The organism is Streptomyces sp. NPDC057638 (genome assembly GCF_042800315.1).
Lineage (GTDB): Bacteria > Actinomycetota > Actinomycetes > Streptomycetales > Streptomycetaceae > Streptomyces.
On the sequence record NZ_JBHVHF010000192.1, the window covers coordinates 1 to 16128 of the forward strand.

General features: G+C 74.0%; 12 protein-coding genes. 4 read left to right on the forward strand and 8 right to left on the reverse strand.

Annotated elements, in window-relative coordinates; translation table 11 throughout:
* Positions 1 to 238 precede the first annotated feature (238 nt).
* Positions 239 to 481, forward strand: a complete 243-nt coding sequence (locus tag ACFVIM_RS23465; RefSeq protein WP_384304529.1) for a WhiB family transcriptional regulator — start codon at positions 239 to 241, stop codon at positions 479 to 481.
* Between the two features lie 67 nt (positions 482 to 548).
* Here the strand turns inward: ACFVIM_RS23465 and ACFVIM_RS23470 are convergent, their stop codons facing one another.
* From ACFVIM_RS23470 to ACFVIM_RS23505, 8 genes are all read right to left on the reverse strand, one after another.
* Positions 549 to 1664, reverse strand: a complete 1116-nt coding sequence (locus ACFVIM_RS23470; RefSeq protein ID WP_384304532.1) for a 3-oxoacyl-ACP synthase III family protein — start codon at positions 1662 to 1664, stop codon at positions 549 to 551.
* 2 nt (positions 1665 to 1666) lie between these two features.
* Positions 1667 to 4591 carry a beta-ketoacyl synthase N-terminal-like domain-containing protein gene (locus ACFVIM_RS23475; protein WP_384304535.1) on the reverse strand — a complete coding sequence of 975 codons (2925 nt, stop codon included), beginning with the start codon at positions 4589 to 4591 and terminating at the stop codon, positions 1667 to 1669.
* 347 nt (positions 4592 to 4938) lie between these two features.
* On the reverse strand, positions 4939 to 6291 hold the full coding sequence (locus tag ACFVIM_RS23480; RefSeq protein WP_384304538.1) for a beta-ketoacyl-[acyl-carrier-protein] synthase family protein: 1353 nt from the start codon (positions 6289 to 6291) through the stop codon (positions 4939 to 4941).
* Positions 6288 to 7556 carry a beta-ketoacyl-[acyl-carrier-protein] synthase family protein gene (locus tag ACFVIM_RS23485; protein ID WP_384304541.1) on the reverse strand — a complete coding sequence of 423 codons (1269 nt, stop codon included), beginning with the start codon at positions 7554 to 7556 and terminating at the stop codon, positions 6288 to 6290. The genes ACFVIM_RS23480 and ACFVIM_RS23485 overlap by 4 nt, the downstream gene beginning before the upstream one ends.
* A gap of 202 nt (positions 7557 to 7758) precedes the next feature.
* Positions 7759 to 8526 (reverse strand): SDR family NAD(P)-dependent oxidoreductase, encoded by a 768-nt coding sequence (locus tag ACFVIM_RS23490; protein ID WP_384304544.1) that lies wholly within the window; start codon positions 8524 to 8526, stop codon positions 7759 to 7761.
* A 136-nt stretch (positions 8527 to 8662) separates the two neighbouring features.
* Positions 8663 to 9133: a holo-ACP synthase gene (acpS, locus tag ACFVIM_RS23495; protein WP_384304546.1), complete on the reverse strand. Its 471-nt coding sequence runs from the start codon at positions 9131 to 9133 to the stop codon at positions 8663 to 8665.
* A complete protein-coding gene (locus tag ACFVIM_RS23500; RefSeq protein ID WP_384304549.1) occupies positions 9123 to 9530 on the reverse strand; it encodes an acyl carrier protein in 408 nt (135 codons plus the stop codon). Before ACFVIM_RS23500 ends, acpS begins: the two co-directional genes overlap by 11 nt.
* A 648-nt stretch (positions 9531 to 10178) precedes the next feature.
* A complete protein-coding gene (locus tag ACFVIM_RS23505; RefSeq protein ID WP_384304552.1) occupies positions 10179 to 10757 on the reverse strand; it encodes a TetR/AcrR family transcriptional regulator in 579 nt (192 codons plus the stop codon).
* A gap of 183 nt (positions 10758 to 10940) precedes the next feature.
* On the opposite strand from ACFVIM_RS23505, the gene ACFVIM_RS23510 reads away from it, so the two are divergent.
* From ACFVIM_RS23510 to ACFVIM_RS23520, 3 genes are all read left to right on the forward strand, one after another.
* On the forward strand, positions 10941 to 11414 hold the full coding sequence (locus tag ACFVIM_RS23510; protein WP_384304555.1) for a DUF1772 domain-containing protein: 474 nt from the start codon (positions 10941 to 10943) through the stop codon (positions 11412 to 11414).
* 312 nt (positions 11415 to 11726) lie between these two features.
* Positions 11727 to 13175 (forward strand): carotenoid oxygenase family protein, encoded by a 1449-nt coding sequence (locus ACFVIM_RS23515; protein WP_384304558.1) that lies wholly within the window; start codon positions 11727 to 11729, stop codon positions 13173 to 13175.
* Between the two features lie 941 nt (positions 13176 to 14116).
* A complete protein-coding gene (locus ACFVIM_RS23520; RefSeq protein ID WP_384304560.1) occupies positions 14117 to 16108 on the forward strand; it encodes a BTAD domain-containing putative transcriptional regulator in 1992 nt (663 codons plus the stop codon).
* Positions 16109 to 16128 lie beyond the last annotated feature (20 nt).

Genomic DNA, 16128 nt, shown 5'->3' on the forward strand with positions numbered 1-16128 from the left:
GCCCCCCTCCCGGACCTCCCGCCCTCGCGAGCGGTCCCGTGCCCTGCGCCCGGGCCGCCGCGAGGGCGAGCCGTGTCCCACCCGACCCGCCCCGGGTCCGTGGGTGTGACGGCGTCCTCTCGTGGAACCCGCCCTCTATGAGGACGACAGCGCACACGACACGGCGGACGGAGCGGAGGGCGGGCGCGTGAAGGCGAATCCGGGAGACAGGTTCCACCACTCAGGCGGCCGGGACGCGATGGAGTGGCAGCGTGAGGCGGCGTGCGCCGACACGGCGGATCCCGAACTCTTCTTCCCCGTCAGCACCACCGGCCCGGGGGCGAAGCAGGTGGAGCGGGCCCGCGCGGTCTGCCGACGCTGCCCGGTGGCGGCCGAGTGCGCCGACTGGGCCCGGGAGACGGGACAGTCCAACGGTGTCTGGGGCGGGGTCGCCGTGGAACGGCGGCGGGCCGTCCTCGCCGGGCCCACGGCGGGCCGCTGAGGGCCCGCGGGCAGGTGGGACCACGCGCCCGGCGAGCCCCGCGCGGTCCGGCCCGTGAGGGCGCCGCTCACCGCCCCGGCACCGGGGCTGGGGCGTCCCAGGTGAGTGTCAGGCCCGCGTACAGATAGCGGCTCGCCTCGACGGCCAGCAGCACCACCGTGTCACCGGGCCGGACGCGGCCGCTCACCCACCCCGCGTCGAGTGCCAGGAGCACGGCGGGCGATCCCGTGGCGCCCACGTCGGCCAGGTTCTCGACCAGGGACGTCCGCAGGAGGGCGTGCTCGGCGGCGCTCAGTCCCGCCGCCTCGAACGCGTCGCTGAAGTACGCGGCGTCGCCCTCGGGTACGACACAGACGTCGATGTCGGCCACCGACAGGCCCGCGTGCTCCAGCACATCCCGCAGGCCCGTCACGAACACCCGGGGGCCGAACGCCGCCGTGCCGGGGAGGTCGAGCCGGATGCCCACCGGACGCTCGGGGGAGCGCCGCCCGGCCGGCGGCATCTCCGTACCGTCGCGGGCGATCCGCATACCGGGTGCGCGGGCACCGCCCAGACACCGGGTGGCGAAGACCGGGCGCGGTCGGCCGGCCGCCGACCCCTCGTCCCCCGCCCGCAGCACCACGGCGGCCGCGCCGTCGCCGAAGGTATGGACCGTCAGCCGGTCCCGCAGCCGGACCGTGCGCGGATCCCTGCCCAGGTACAGGGGCGTGAGCAGCGGTGATATCGACTCGGCGCCGATGACCAGGGCCGTACGGTGGGTGCCGTCGGCGAGCAGCCGACGGGCGGTGTCCAGCGCCTGGACGGCACCGACACAGCCCGCGCGGATCTCGATCACGGCACAGCGCTCCAGGCCGAGCGCCTCCTGGACATAGGTCCCGGTCACGGGCAGCGGATCGTCGGGGCTGGCGGTCGAGACGACGATCAGATCCGGCTCCCCGGCCGCCATACCCGCCCGGTCCAGGGCCTGACGGGCGGCGGCGGTGGCCATCCGGGCGGTGCCGGTGCGGTGTTCACCGCTGACCGGGTCGACCAGCCAGTGGCGGCGCCTGACCCCGGTCGCCGCCAGCAGCTCGTCGGGCAGCGGCCCGACCAGCCGGGCGAGGGCGTCGTTGTCGAGTGGGTCGCCCGGCAGGAACGCGCCCGTGGCGACGACGGAGACATGGCGGTCGGTGGTCTCGGGCACGGTCAGTTCTCCGATCCGGGGCGCAGGACGAGGCTGTAGTGGGTACCGCAGAGGGACGAGCTGTTGACGAGCACGGGGCCGGTCGGTCTGCGGGACGGGCTGTCGGCGGGGACGGCGCCGGGTGGTGCGCCGGGGCCGCCCCGGCGCCATCCGGTCACCGCGAGCACCGCGGAGACCACCGCTCCGGCGCCGACGGGTTCGCCGAGGACCCGCAGCGGCCGCTCCACCGGGCAGGGCGGGGCGAGTCGGCGCAGGGCGCGTTCCTCGGCGCGGTCCGCGAGGTCCACTCCCGTCGCTCCGGCCCAGACGGCCGTCAGATCACCCGGGGCGGCACCGGCGTCGCGCAGCGCGGCCCGCATGGCCCGTTCGGCGCCCCGGCCGTCCCGGTCCCAGCGTCCGATGCCCAGGGCGTCGGAGGCCGAACCGTATCCGGCGAGCCGGCCGAGGATCCGTGCCCCGCGCGCCCGCGCCGCCGACTCCCGTTCCAGGACGAGGGCGGCACCGCCCTCGGCGAGCGTGCAGGCCCGGCCGGAGCGACCGCCGAAGAGCGGCAGTGCCCGGTAGGCCGACCTCACCCAGGGGGGCAGTTCGTCGACGGCGGGACAGACCACCGCGTCGGCCCGTCCCGTACGCAGCAGATCGTGGGCGACGGCGAGCGCGGACGCGCCCGCCGCGTGGCCCGCCGTCACGGTCGAGGTCGGCCCCCGCGCGCCGACCACCCGGGCGATCTGACCGGCCGCCGCGTTGCACACGGTGTTGGGGAAGAGCGCGGGAGCCGCCGCCGACGGGCCGTCCGCCAGGACCGGCAGCAGGAACTCCCCGAGGCTGCGCAGCGGCCCGAGGCAGGTGCCGAGGACGACCCCGACACCGTCCCCGGCGGTCAGCCGGGCGTCCGCCAGCGCGTCACGGGCGACCCCGACGGCCAGCTGGCCCAGCCGGTCCATCCGTCGGCGCTCGCGTGGCGTGGTGAGGCGGTCCGGGTCGAACTCCACCGGGGCGAAGCGCGGGCCATCGGGGGCCGGCGGGAACGGGACGCCGCCGGGGGCGCCGGGTCCGGGGGCGCCCGCCAGCGTCGGCGGACGGTGGTAGCTCTCCCACAGGCGTTCGCCGGACGTGCCCGCGGCGAGGAGCACGCCGACGCCCGTGATGACGACGGGTTCGTCCGTCGCTGTGGTGAGGGTGGTACGGGTGGGGCCGACTCGGACATCCGGGCGCGTGGTGTCCGTCGGGCCGACGCGTCCGTCGGCGCCCGGGACGCGGCCGGGGGCGGGGGTGCTGAGGGAACGGGTGCCTCCGGGTCCGGGGGTGGCTGGGGAACAGCCGGGTCCGGGTCCGGGGGCGGCCGGGGAACGGGTGCCTCCGTCCGCCGGGCCTGCCTCGCCCGGACCGGTGACACGGCCGAAGGCGACCGTCGCGTTGGCCCCGGCGAACGCGAAGTTGTTGGACAGCGCCACCGCCATGGCCATCGGCCGGGCCGTCCCCGGCACCGGATCGAGGCCGCACGCCGGATCCGTCCGGGTGAGGTGCGCGGTGGGCGGCGCGATCTGGTCCCGCAGTGCCAGCACGGTGACGATCGCCTCCACCGCCCCCGCCGCCCCCAGCAGATGTCCCACCATCGACTTGGTGCTGCTCAGCGCGGTGCGTTCGGCGGCGGGCCCGAGAGCGGCGCGCACGGCGGCGCTCTCGGCCGCGTCGTTCCTGGGCGTCCCGGTGCCATGGCCATTGATGTAGACGATGTCGTCCGGGGTGAGCCCGCAGGACACGAGCGCCGCACGGATCGCCCGCGCCGCTCCCTCGCCGCCGGGGTGGGGTGCGGTGGCGTGGTAGCCGTCGGCGGAGAGGCCGTAGCCCAGCACCTCCGCGAGGAGGGGCGCGCCCATCGAGCGCGCCACCGGCTCCGCGACCAGGACCAGCATGCCGCCGCCCTCGCCGAGCGAGAGTCCGTCCCGGTCCCGGCAGTAGGGGGCGGCCGGCCGGCTCGACAGCGACTGGAGGCCGCCGAACCCGGCGAACGCGGTCTCGGTGAACGCGTCGGCGCCGCCGACCAGCATGGCGTCGGCCCGTCCGGCGCGGATGACCTCCAGCGCGTGCGCGAGGGCGTGGGCGCCCGAGGCACAGGCCGTGTTGACGGAGAGACAGGGGCCCTGGAGACCGAAGGCCGCGCTGAGCGCCTCGGCGATGGCGTGCGGGGGAACGAGCAGCGGCCGCACCCGGTCCGCCGGAACGGCCCGGCCGGAGCGGGCCCGGCGCAGGGCCCGCTCGGCACCGCGCAGGCCGCCGTTGCAACTGCCGACGACCACGCCGAAGCGGTGCGCGGGGAGGGAACCGACCTGGCCGGGTGCGGAGGTGGGGGCGGTGCCCGGTGCCCGGCGCGCGGTTCGGCCGGTCATAGGGTCGTGTGGTCGGTCCGTCATGGGGTTGTGCGGTCGGCGGGGTGGGTGGTCCGGTGTGCGGTCGGACGCGTGGTCAGGTGTCGGGTCGTGTGGCCGGTCGGACGCGTGGTCCGGTGTCGGGTCGTGTGGCCGGTCGGACGCGTGGTCCGGTGTCGGTTCGTGTGGCCGGTGGGACGCGTGGTCCGGTGCGCTGTCGTGCGATCGGTCGGACGCGCGGTCCGGTGGGCTGTCGTACGCACGGTCCGCCGCCGGGTCCGTCACCGCGATCCCGGCGGCGGTCAGGGCCTCCTCGGCGGCGATAAGGGCGTAGTCGAGGGCGGGTTCGCGCTCCGTGCCGCCCAGTGGGCCCGCGTAGTCGTAGGGAGGGAGGGGCGGATCAGGCACCTCGGCGCCGAGGTCGGTGGGATAGCCGTCCATGGGCAGGGACGTGACCTGGCGGATGGCACTGTGGCCCGCCTGGACGCCCCGCCACAGCACGTCCGCCCCCTGGCCCAGGGCGGTGATGGCGCCGACGCCCGCCACGAAGACCCGCACCGGGTCGGCCGGGTGCGCCGGTCGGTCCGGTGGAACGGGCCGGGAGCCGGGGGCGGGGTCGTGCCGCCCCGTCCGAAGCCGGCGGGCGGTGTCCGGTGGCGGGTGGTCCGGTGTGCTCCGGGCGGGTGCGGCGGCGCCTGGCCCAGGGAGATCCCACGCGCCTCCCTGTCCGGTGTCCCGGTCCTGGTCTCCCGCCCCCATTGCTGTCCCGTCGTTCATCTCGCCCGCCCTCTCCCGGCGTTCTCGCCCTCGTGGTGTGGTCGTCGTCTCCCGGCTCGGAAGCCCTGTCGGTGTTGTCTGCGCGACTGGTGCTGTCGGTGTGGTCGGTCCCCTGGAACGCGCGGCCGTCATGGGAACCGCGCCAGGGCCAGCGCCGCCGCCTGGCCCTCCAGACCCCGGGCCAGGGCGAGCGCGGTGGCCGGACGTGCGTCGCGCGGCGCGCCGGGCACCCAGTCCAGGTCGCAGCCGGGCGCGGGCGTCTCCAGATGCGGGGTCGCGGGGATCACCCCGGTGTAGAGCGCCAGCGCGGCGACCGCCGCGTTGAGCGCCCCGGCGCCGCCGACCAGATGACCCGTCTGCGGCTTCACGCTGCTGATGGCCGCGGCGTCCGCCCGGTGGCCGAGCGCGTCACGCAGGGCCCGCGCCTCACTGACATCGCCCCGGGGCGTCGCACAGCCGTGCGCCGCCACGTAGTCAGTCCCCGGGCCGCGCCCGGCGTCGCGCAGGGCGCGGCCGATGGCGTGCGACAGGCCCCGGCCGCGCGGGTGCGGGGCCGGCGGGCGCACACAGTCGTTGCCCGCGCCGAAGCCGGTGAGTTCGGCGTAGACGCGGGCGCCGCGCCGGCGCGCGTGGCCGAGTTCCTCCAGGACGAGCAGGGCCGCGCCCTCGCCCAGGACGGAACCGGTGTGGTCCTTGTCGAAGGGCCGGAACGCCTCGGCCCCGAGGTCGTTACGGGTGGTCAGCACGCCCAGCCCGTCCATCTTGGACGCGGGCCACCAGGAGGTGGCGTCGTCGTACCCGCCCGCGAGGACGAGGTCGGCCTCCCCTCTCCGTACCGCGCGCATAGCGTGCCCGATCGCCGACGTACCGGAGTCGGCGGTCCCGGCGAGGAAGACGTTTGCGCCACGGATGCCGTACCGGTGCGAGATGTGGAACGAGGCGGCGGGCTGGAGGCCCTCGACGAAGAACAGCGGGGGGATGACGGAGGCGGCGGTGCGCCCCAGCGCCGCCAGATCGACCGCGCCGCCGCGGTCCCGGGCCGTGGCGACCCCGGCGATGAGGCCGTCCATGCGCGGCATCTCCTTGTTGCCGCCCAGGAAGAGCCCGGTACGGCTCCCGAGTTCGCCCTCCCCGTCGAGACCGGCGTCGGCCAGGGCGAGCGCGGCGCCCGCGACGGCGAGCCGGTCGCCGCGGTTGAGCGTCCGCAGCGCGCGCCGGGAGGCGAACCGGGTGGCGTCGAAGCCGTGGATCTCGGCCCCGACGCGGGTACGCAGCGGGGACGGGTCGTAGCCGCGCAGCGGCCCGATGCCGCCGCGCCCGCCGAGCAGCCCCGCCCAGGTGGCTCCGGCACCCTCACCGAGGGCGGTCAGCAGCCCCAGACCGGTCACGGCCACACGCCGCCCGGTCCCGCTCGCCGTGGTCAGACCAGGGGTGCCCCTTCCCTGGACGGTGGCCGCCACGACCGGCGGCGGGCCGCTCACCGGGACCCCTCGGGCGCGCCGATCACGAGACTGACGTTGGCACCGCCGAAGGCGAACGCGTTGACCAGCACCGTCGAGACGGGCATCGAACGGGCGGTGTGCGGTACGTAGTCGAGATCGAGCCCCCGGTCCGGGGTGTCGAGGTTGATCGTCGGCGGAACCGTCGAGGTGCGGATGGCGCCCAGCGCGGCGAGGACGTTGAGCGCGGCCCCGGCCGCGGTCAGATGCCCCGCCATCGACTTCGGCGAGCTGACCACGAGCCGGTGGGCGTGGTCGCCGAAGACCCTCTTCAGTGCCACGGTCTCGGCCAGGTCATTGCCCCGGGTGCCGGTGCCGTGCGCCACGACGTAGTCGATGTCATCCGGGGCGAGGCCCGCGTCGGCGATGGCCGCCGCCATGGCCTGGGCGGCACCTGAGCCATCCGGTGGCGCGTCGGTGATCCGCCAGGCGTTGAGGGTGCTGCCGTAGCCGAGTACCTCGCCCATGACCCGCGCGCCGCGCGCCCGCGCGCCGTCCAGATCCTCCAGGGCACAGACGACCGCGCCCTCACCGAGGACGAATCCGGAGCGGTCGGCGTCGAAGGGCCGGGAGGCCGAGCGGGGATCGTCGCCGTACCGGTCGGTGAGCGCTCCCAGCAGACCGAAACCCAGCAGATCAAGCCAGGTCGTCAGCGAGTCGTACCCGCCCGCGGCCATGAGCCGCGCGTCTCCCTCCTGGATGGCGCGGTACGCCTCGCCGATGGCGTGCCCCGAACCGCAACAGGCCGTACTGACCCCGAGCATGGGCCCGGTCGCCCCCAGCAGCCGGGCCATGGCGCTGAGCGGCACGTTCTGGTCGTCGGTGAGGGTGGTGCCGGGGGCCTGCCGGAGGAACGCGTCCGGCCGCCCCGTACGCTCGCGCAGGCTCGCGATGTCGGCGAGGAAGCGCGCCTCGGGCCGTCCGACGCTCGCGCCCATCGCGACCCCCCGCTCACCGTAGGCGTACGTGGACGGCTCCACGGCAGCGTCGCGCCGGGCCTCCAGCAGCGCGGCGACACCGAAGCCACCGGCCCGGGAGAGCCGGGGACGGTCCGCGTCACGCGGCACGGCCGCGGCCGGGTCGAAGCCCCTGACCTCGCCCGCGATACGCACCGGGAAGCCCGTGGGGTCGAAGACCGTCAGAGGACCGACACCACTGCGCCCGGCCACCAGGCCGCGCCAGGTCGAGGCGGCGTCGTTGCCCAGGGGAGTGACGGCGCCCAGGCCGGTGATCGCCACCCGCCTCATACGGCGACCACTCCCCGGGCCCCAGGGCCGTGGAGCGTGATGCCGCCGGTCGGCGGGGGCACGGCGCTGCCGGCGGCCGGAGCGCCCTGACCGGCCGGACCCGGGGAAGGGATGGGACCGAGCGGGCCCGGACGCGGGCCTCGGCGCGGGCGGAGGCATGTACAGAGGCATGTACGGAGACACATGGTCGGCCACCCGCCCCTCACGCGTGCCCGGTGCCGAGCTGGGCGGCGAATCCGCCGTCCGCCCGGACCAGCGCGCCGGTGAGATAGCCGGAGTCGGGACCGGCGAGGAACAGGGCCACGGCGGCGATCTGGGACGGGTCGGCGAAGGAGCGCAGCGGCACCTGCCGTCTGATCGCCCGGCCGGAAGGCCCGTCGAGGAGGGGGCCGGTCAGCTCGGTCGGGGTGAAGCCCGCGCAGACCGCGTTCACCCGGACGCCGAACCGCGCCAGTTCCACGGCGGCGGAACGGGTCAGCGCGTTGAGCGCGCCTTTGGAGGCCGCGTAGGCCGACTGCCCGATCCAGCCGCGCTCGCCCATGACGGAGGAGATGTTCACGATCGCGCCGTCCCGCTCGGCCATGAAGTGCTCCGTCACGGCGCTGGTGCAGTGGTACGCCCCGCCGAAGTTCACCTTCATGACGTCCAGCCAGGCGTCCGGGCTGAGGTCGTGGATCAGGCCGTCGTCGGTGATCCCGGCGTTGTTGACCAGGATGTGCAGTCCGCCGAGGTCCGTCCGGGTCCGGGCGACCAGTCGGGCCGCGGCGGCCGGGTCGGCGACGTCGGCGGCGACGGCGACGGCGCGTCCGCCCAGCGCCTCGATCTCCGCCACCACGGACCGGGCGTCCTGGTGGCGGGAGCGGTAGTTGACCGCCACGGCCGCGCCCTCCCGGGCGAGTGCCAGCGCGATGCTTCTGCCGATGCCCCGGGACGCTCCGGTGACCAGGGCTACTCGGTCCGTGAGCCTCATGGTGTTCCCCCGTTCTGTTTGTTCGCCTGTGCCCATATGTGCCGCTGTGCCCATATGTGCCGCTGGATTCGTTTCTGTGGTGCGGTTCGTTCGTGTGGTGCGGTTCGTTTGTGTGTGTGGGGGGGGCGCGGGCTGGTCATCCGGCGCACAGGAGTACCGCGTGGGCCATCGCGAGCCCCGCCGTGTGCGTGAGGGAGATCTCCGCGTTGTGGGTGCGTTCACGGCGGGCCGTGCTCGCGGCACGGCCGCGCAACCGCAGACCGGGCCTGCCGTCGCGCCCGTTGACGACCTCGATATCCGTCCAGTCGGCCCCGGCCGCGCCCGTACCCAGTGCCTTGAGTACGGCCTCCTTCGCCGCGAACCGTGCCGCGAGATGCGCCGGCGCGCTCCGGCCCCGGCTCTGGCAGTAGGCGAGTTCCCGCCCGGTGAAGACGCGGGCGGCGAGACCGGGCTGCTCCGCCAGGAGCCGTGCGATCCGGTCGACGGCCACCAGATCCGTCCCCACCAGGATCCGGGGCGGGGGTACCGGGATGGGGGATACCCCGGCGCTCCCCGCGACCCCGCCGCCCTTCACAGCGGCGGATACGGAGTCGGGATCAGGCCGCATCGGCCATGGCGGTACGGGAGGTGAGCAGATCGCTCAGGTTCCTGAGGGTGAACAGGCCCAGCACCCCGTCAGGTGTGAGCGGCTCCGTGAGCCGGCCACGGTCGAACTGCGGCAGCACCTTCTCCAGATGGGTGAGGCCGGTGTGGTTGACCTGGTTGTCGTCGCCGAACTCCGCGTCGGGGATGCCGCCCTGGAGCAGGTCGGCGATGTCCGCCACGGTGATCCGGACACCGGAGACCCGCTCCAGCCGGAAGAGGATGTCGAGCAGGTCGATGGACTCGGCGCCCAGGTCACCGAGGAGCGTGGCCTCGGGGTCGGCCTCCGCCCGGTCGATGCCGAGCGCGTCCATGACGGCGTGCTGGACGGCGTGAAGGTAGTCGTTCCCGGCGCTGTTCATGGTGGATCCGCCTTTCGTCGCGGTCTGTCGCTGGGTCGGTGTGTGTTCACGGGGTGCGAGCCGAACGGTGGGGCGAGCACGCCGTTGACGCGGTGGGTGTCGGCGCCACGAGGGGCGAGGAGTTCGCTGGTCACGGGTCAGGTGGGGGGCGCCCGCCCGACCGAAGGGACTGCGGGTCCCGTCGCGGACCCCCGCTGACGGCCGGATCCTCCCGGCGTGCCCTTACGGTGACCGATCGAGCTTGCTCTCGGGCTTGAACGTGTCTTGATCGGGCCTTGACGGGGTGGGCGCGGCACGGTGAGTCACGGGCATGCGCCGCGCCGGGGCAGGACGAGGAGGCGACCTGGGGAACCCGCCCGTACGGAGGTGGAGTCAGGGTCGCGGAGCGGGCCCGGTCAGCCCGGCGGGATCAGCGGCATCCGGCATCGGGGCGCGCCCGGGGGCGCGGGGTGCGAACGGGTGGGAACCGTGGCACCGCACCGCGGCGGAAGGCCCCGCGGCCGTCCGGGCGCGGTGTGTTGGGGTCGCGGTGGCGCGTTCCGCGCCGACCGCCGGCGGTCTGGAACCCCGGGACAGGTCGGAGGGGCGGGGAGAGCGCGACGCCCGGCCACGGTGACGCCCTCACGGGCCCGGCGGCGCCGTCCGGTGTCAGCCCCGCTGGGTGAACCGGTCGAGCAGCAGATCGAGCCGCTCATGGTGCTCGCCGACCTTCAGCCGGCCGCTGCGGAAGAGGCTGACGAGTCCGTGCAGCGCGCTCCACATCACCTCGGTGCACATATCGGGGGCCGGGTCGTCCAGTGCCGCGACCACCACCGCGTACAGCTCTTGGTAGGCGGAGGTGAGGGCTTCCGGAGTCTCCGGCTGACCGAAGGCGAGATCGGTGGGGAGGAGGAACATCGCCTCGTACAGCGTCGGATGGGTGAGGGCGAAGCCGGTGTAGGCGTGCGCGACCCGGCGGAGCGCCGTCACCGGTTCCTCGGCCTCCGCGCGTGCCTGGCGCAGCGCCGCCGCGAGTTCGCCGAAGCCTTCGACGGCGACGGCGCCGACGATCGCCTCCTTGCCCGTGAAATGGCTGTAGAGCACGGGCTGGCTGTACTCGATGGTCTCGGCGAGGCGCCGTGTGGTCACCGCCGTCCAGCCCTCGGCCTCCGCGAGACGCCGGGCCGTGTCGATGATCAGCTGATGGCGCCGGGCGTACTCGCGTTCGCGTCGCTCTTTCACGGCCATGGCCACATGCTAACGCCATTCGTATTCCTAGCAATGCTTGTGATGCCAGCGACAGCCCTGCTAGCGTCGCTAGTAACGAGGCTTGGCCGACATAGCGATGACGGGTCGTCGGACGCCGGGTCCGGCCCGGGAACACATGCACTTCGACGCATGCGACGAATACGACGAAGCGGGAGCGCCCCAGTGACGGTGGCTCACCAACTCTTCACCGGCATCGCCGTGCTGGCGGCCGGGGTCATCTACGGAACCGATGTCTTCTGCGCCACCGTGCAGCGCTCCGCCTTGGGGCGGATCGACGACAGATCGCTCACCCGGGTCATGGGCTTCGTCCACTTCTACGGGGACAAGCGACTGCCCGTAGCGGGGGCGGTGAGCGTGATCGCCACCGCGCTGGCCGCGATCACCGCCGTACTGAACGGCGGCGCCCTGGCCATCGGGGCGGGTGCCACCGCGGTCGTCCTGATGGGGTGCTGGCTGGCGCTCTATCTGTGGGTGAGCGTGCCGGTGAACCGCCAGCTCACCGCCGCGGCCAGGGAGGGGCGCACTCCGCTGGACGCGCGGGAACTCCAGGCGAGATGGGACAGCGTGATCAACGCCCGGGCGGTCCTCCAGGGGCTCGCGGTCGCCGCGCTGTTCGTCGGCGGTGTCGCGGGCTGACGGGCCCGGGTTGCCGGACTCCGGCCCTACGGTTCCGCGCTCGTCCCCGAGCCCCCGTCCGTGTGCTCAGCGCCGAAACCCGCTCCTTCGGTTCCGGGTTCGCCGTGTGCACGGGGTTCACCGGGCTCACTGGATGTGCCGTGTTCACCGTCGAACCACCGCAACACATCGGATGCCCTGGCCAAGGACGCCTGGTCGATAATCTGACTGACTTACCGGAAGGCGGGGCCAGGGGAACGAGGGGTCGCCGCGCACGGGGCCGCTCCGCGTCCCCCGCCGCCCCGTCCGGTCCGTCAGAGGAGACGACCGACGATGGGCAATGAGTACCTTGAGGGTAACTACGCACCGGTCCACACCGAGCACACCGTCACCGAACTGAAGGTGACCGGCCGCATTCCGGAGCACTTGAACGGCAGATACGTGCGCAACGGCCCCAATCCGATAGCCGAGGTCGACCCCGACGCCTACCACTGGTTCATGGGGGACGGCATGGTCCACGGCGTACGGATCCGGGACGGCCGGGCCGAGTGGTACCGCAACCGCTGGGTGCGGACCTCGCGGATGAGGATGGCGGACGGGGAGATCACCCGGCCGCCACGGCATCGCGCGGGCTTCGAGCTGTACGGGGCGAACACCAACGTCATCCGGCACGCGGGCCGTGATCTCGCCCTCGTCGAGGGCGGCGTGGCCAGCTGTGAACTGGATCACGAACTCGGCACGCTGGGCCCGTGCGATTTCGACGGTACCCTCTCCGGCGGCTACACCGCACACCCCAAGCGGGACCCCGTGACCGGTGAACTGCACGCCGTCAGCCACTTCTTCGGACGCGGGAACCGGGTGCAGTACTCGGTCATCGGCGCCGACGGGCGGGCCCGCAGATCGGTGGACATCCAGGTGCCGGGCATGCCGATGATGCACGACTTCGCGCTCACCCGGAGGTACGTCGTGCTCTACGACCTTCCGGTCACCTTCGACGCCCGGCAGGCCGCCCGTGTCACCGTCCCCCGGCCGTTACGGCTGCCCATGGCCCTGGTGCTGTCCGCGCTGATCGGCCGGGTCCGGGTGCCCGGCCCGGTCGCCGCGATGGTCGGGGCGCGGATGAGAGCCAACGAGAACCTTCCCTTCCGCTGGAACCCGCGGCACCAGGCCAGGATCGGCCTGCTGCCGCGCGAGGGGGGATCGCGCGACGTCCGCTGGTTCGAGGTGGAGCCCTGCTACGTCTTCCACACCCTCAACGCCTATGACTCCGGCGCCACCGTGGTGCTGGACGTCGTGCGGCACCCGAGGATGTTCGTCAGCGATCTGCGCGGGCCGAACGAGGGACCCCCCACCCTCGACCGCTGGACGGTGGACCTGGCCGCGGGCAAGGTGATCGAGACCCGGCTGGACGAACGGCCCCAGGAGTTCCCGCGCGTCGACGACCGGGTGGTGAGCGGCGCGCATCGCTTCGGCTACGCCATGGGCGCGCTGACCGGGGCCGTCCCCACCGACGCCGTACTCAAGCACGACCTGGTCCTCGGCACGGTCACCACCCGGGCGCTGGGCCGGGGCAAGGAGGCCGGGGAGTTCGTCTTCGTCCCCGACGGGCCGGACGCGGGGGAGGACGAGGGCGTTCTCATGGGGTTCGTCTATGACGGGCCGACGGCGCGCAGCGATCTCGTGCTGCTCGACGCGGCCACGCTGGAGACCGTCGCGACCGTGGAACTCCCGGCCCGGGTCCCTCATGGTTTCCATGGCAACTGGCTGCCCGCCGCGCCCTGATCCCCCCGCGCGCACGGCTGATCCAGCGGGTCGGCTCGGGGTGCGAGCCCGCCGCCTTGTCGCCTGTGGCTGCGGCTCTGGCTGCGGCTGCGGCCGTGTCTGCGCCTGCGTCGCCGTCGTTCGTGTCGGGCGGTTGTGCGGCGGCGGTGTCCGTGGTGTACGGGTCCGGGACGGTGGTCGCTCCTGACAGTTGGTTGAAGAACGGTCGGCGGATGGCTGGAGGACAGCTGGAAGAGGGCTGACGGACGGCACTCCGAGGCGCCTCCTTCGCGGCGGCGGCGCCGGGCGCCGCCCGTACCCACGAGGTCGGCGGCCGGGCCCGGGACACGGGCCCGTGACACCCGGAGGAGGCGCGGGCCGTCCTCGCCACCGCCGCGGGTGAGGCCGATGTGACCTGCGGGAGAAAGATGGCGGAACCACCTGGAGGGTGAATTCGGCAGCGGGATCCGTCATTCTCCGGGCGGACCCATTCCCTCTGCCGATGACCGGGAATCCGCTGTTGCCCAGGGCGTGTCGGCAAGCCGGTATGGGTTGATGTGAATACGCCATGAATGAGGATTCACTCGTTCCGCCCCTATCCCACCGTGGTCGCATTCACTGGAGAATACCGGGTGAACGGAGCTATTATTCAGGCGATGTGGATACCGGCCGACCACGACGGTCGCTCCGTAACCCACACAGGGCAATACAGGAATTCCTGACTCCGGTCGATGGGCGCATAGGGGATGGGCCCGTTCTCCGGTGAGTACACCGTCCTTCCGTTCTCTTCCGCCCAAGGGGAAAGGGCGTGACCAAGGCGTCGACCACGCCGTCACGCGTGCGCGCACCGGCTGAACCCGGTGTTCCGGGCCGAAGGGGGCCGAAGGCCGCTGCAAGAGAACAATGCCAACTGGCGCTCTGTCGGCGGCCGTGCCGACACGGGCCAGTGGATGGGGGGAAACATGATTGAGTTTCGGGTGCTCGGACCGGTCGAGATGTGGGTGGGAGACCAGCGTGTCGATCTCGGCCCCGAGCGCCAGAGAAGTGTCCTGGCGGCGATCCTCGTCGATCCGGAGCGCGCGCTGGGAATCCGGACGCTCGTCGACCGGGTCTGGGGGGAATCCCCGCCGGACGGCGTACGGAACGTGATCTACACCTATGTCGCCCGGCTCCGCCGCGCACTGCTCGCCGCCACCGAGGCGACCCACACACCCGTCACCCTGTCGCGCGGCGATGTGGGATACCGCCTGGGCATCAGCCCGGACCAGGTCGATCTGCACCGGTTCCGCGCCCTGGTGAGCCGCGCCCGCGCCACACCCCCCGACGCGCCGGAGCGAGGCGTCCTGCTGCGCCAGGCGCTCCACCTCTGGCGCGGCGAGGCGCTGGCCGGGCTGAACAACGAATGGGCGTCACGGTTCCGTGACAGCCTCCGCCAGCTCCGCCACGAGACGCTCGCCGAGTGCGCGGACACGGAGATACGGGTCGGCCGCGGCGACGCGGTCATCGACGAACTGCGCCATGTCCTGCTGGAGGCGCCCATGGCCGAACTGCTCCACGAGCGGCTCGTGCGCGCCCTGTACGCGGGTGGCCAGCGCGCCGAGGCCCTCGCGCAGTACGAGCGCGCCCGCCGGACCATCGCCGACGAGCTGGGCACCGCGCCCGGATCGGGACTCCAGGAGCTGTACCGGCTGATGCTCCGGGGCGAACCCCTGCCGTCCCCGCGCGGCCGGCTCATCGCCGTGCCGGACGCGGACCCGGAGCTGCCCACGGCGGCGGGCCTCCGGATCGTCACGGCGGCGGACCCGGGCGACCCCGCGGAAGGCGGTCCCGTACCGCTCGCGACCGTGGACCCCCGTCTCGCCGGGGTGGCGTATCCCCGGTGGGCGGGCACCGGGGGCGGTGGCACCGCTCCCCGTGGCCAGGACCCCGCCGCCGCCGTGGGCCCCGACCTCCTCCCCGTCGATCTGGCGGACTTCACCGGGCGGGCCCGGGATGTCGGGGGACTTACCGCGATCCTGACCGCGCGTGACGGCGGCACCCCGCCGATCGTCGTCATCCGCGGCGCCGGTGGCGTGGGGAAGACGGCGCTCGCCGTGCACACGGCGCACCGGGTGCGGCAGGCGTTCCCCGGTGGACGGCTCTACGCCGAACTGCGCGGCAACGGCGAGGCGCCCGCCCGTCCCGCGGCCGTCCTCTCCCACTTCCTCACCATCCTCGGGGCCGACCCTCAGGAACTCCCCGCCTGTCTCGGTGAGCTGACCGCCCTCTACCGCAACCGGCTGGCCGGACGGCGCGTGCTGGTGGTCCTGGACGACGCCGCCGACGCCGAGCAGGTCGTCCCGCTGCTCCCGGCCGGTGCGGGCTGTGCCGTACTCGTCACCGCGCGGGCGCCCCTGAGCATGCCCGCGGGCGCCCGGCCCTGGAGCCTGGGGGAGCTGTCCGAGCCGGAGGGCGTGGAACTGCTCGCCCGGCTGGTGGGGAACGACCGGGTGGTGGCGGACCTCGCCGCCGCCGTCCAGCTCGTCCGGGTCTGTGAGGGGATCCCCCTCGCCCTGCGGGCCGTCGCCGACAGGCTGGTCGCCCGGCCTCATCTGACCCTCCACCATCTGCTGGGACGGGCCACCGACGAGGAACGCCGACTGGACGAACTCGCCTACGGCACGGTGGACATCCGCACCCGGCTGGCCCACTCCTACAGCCGTCTCGACTCCGCCGCCTCCCGGGTGTTCCGGCGGCTGGGGTCCCTGACCTGTCCGGACGGCTATGTCGTCGCCGGTGAGCTCACCGGGCTGGATCCGAACGACGCGGAGGAGACGCTGGAACGACTCGTCGACCACCATCTGCTGCGCGTCGCGGGCCATGACGCGCTGGGACGCACCCGCTACCAGCTGCGCGCCCTGCACCGTATCTACGCCCGCAGTGTGTCGAGCCCGCCGGTGTCACGGGCGGGGTGAAGCCCTGAGCGGGCCGGGGC

Coding starts and splice junctions, on each gene's coding strand:
- ACFVIM_RS23465 (WP_384304529.1), top strand. CDS start 239: ATGGAGTGGCAGCGTGAGGCGGCGTGCGCCGACACGGCGGATCCCGAA.
- ACFVIM_RS23485 (WP_384304541.1), bottom strand. CDS start 7,556: ATGAGGCGGGTGGCGATCACCGGCCTGGGCGCCGTCACTCCCCTGGGC.
- ACFVIM_RS23490 (WP_384304544.1), bottom strand. CDS start 8,526: ATGAGGCTCACGGACCGAGTAGCCCTGGTCACCGGAGCGTCCCGGGGC.
- acpS (WP_384304546.1), bottom strand. CDS start 9,133: ATGCGGCCTGATCCCGACTCCGTATCCGCCGCTGTGAAGGGCGGCGGG.
- ACFVIM_RS23500 (WP_384304549.1), bottom strand. CDS start 9,530: ATGAACAGCGCCGGGAACGACTACCTTCACGCCGTCCAGCACGCCGTC.
- ACFVIM_RS23505 (WP_384304552.1), bottom strand. CDS start 10,757: ATGGCCGTGAAAGAGCGACGCGAACGCGAGTACGCCCGGCGCCATCAG.
- ACFVIM_RS23515 (WP_384304558.1), top strand. CDS start 11,727: ATGGGCAATGAGTACCTTGAGGGTAACTACGCACCGGTCCACACCGAG.
- ACFVIM_RS23520 (WP_384304560.1), top strand. CDS start 14,117: ATGATTGAGTTTCGGGTGCTCGGACCGGTCGAGATGTGGGTGGGAGAC.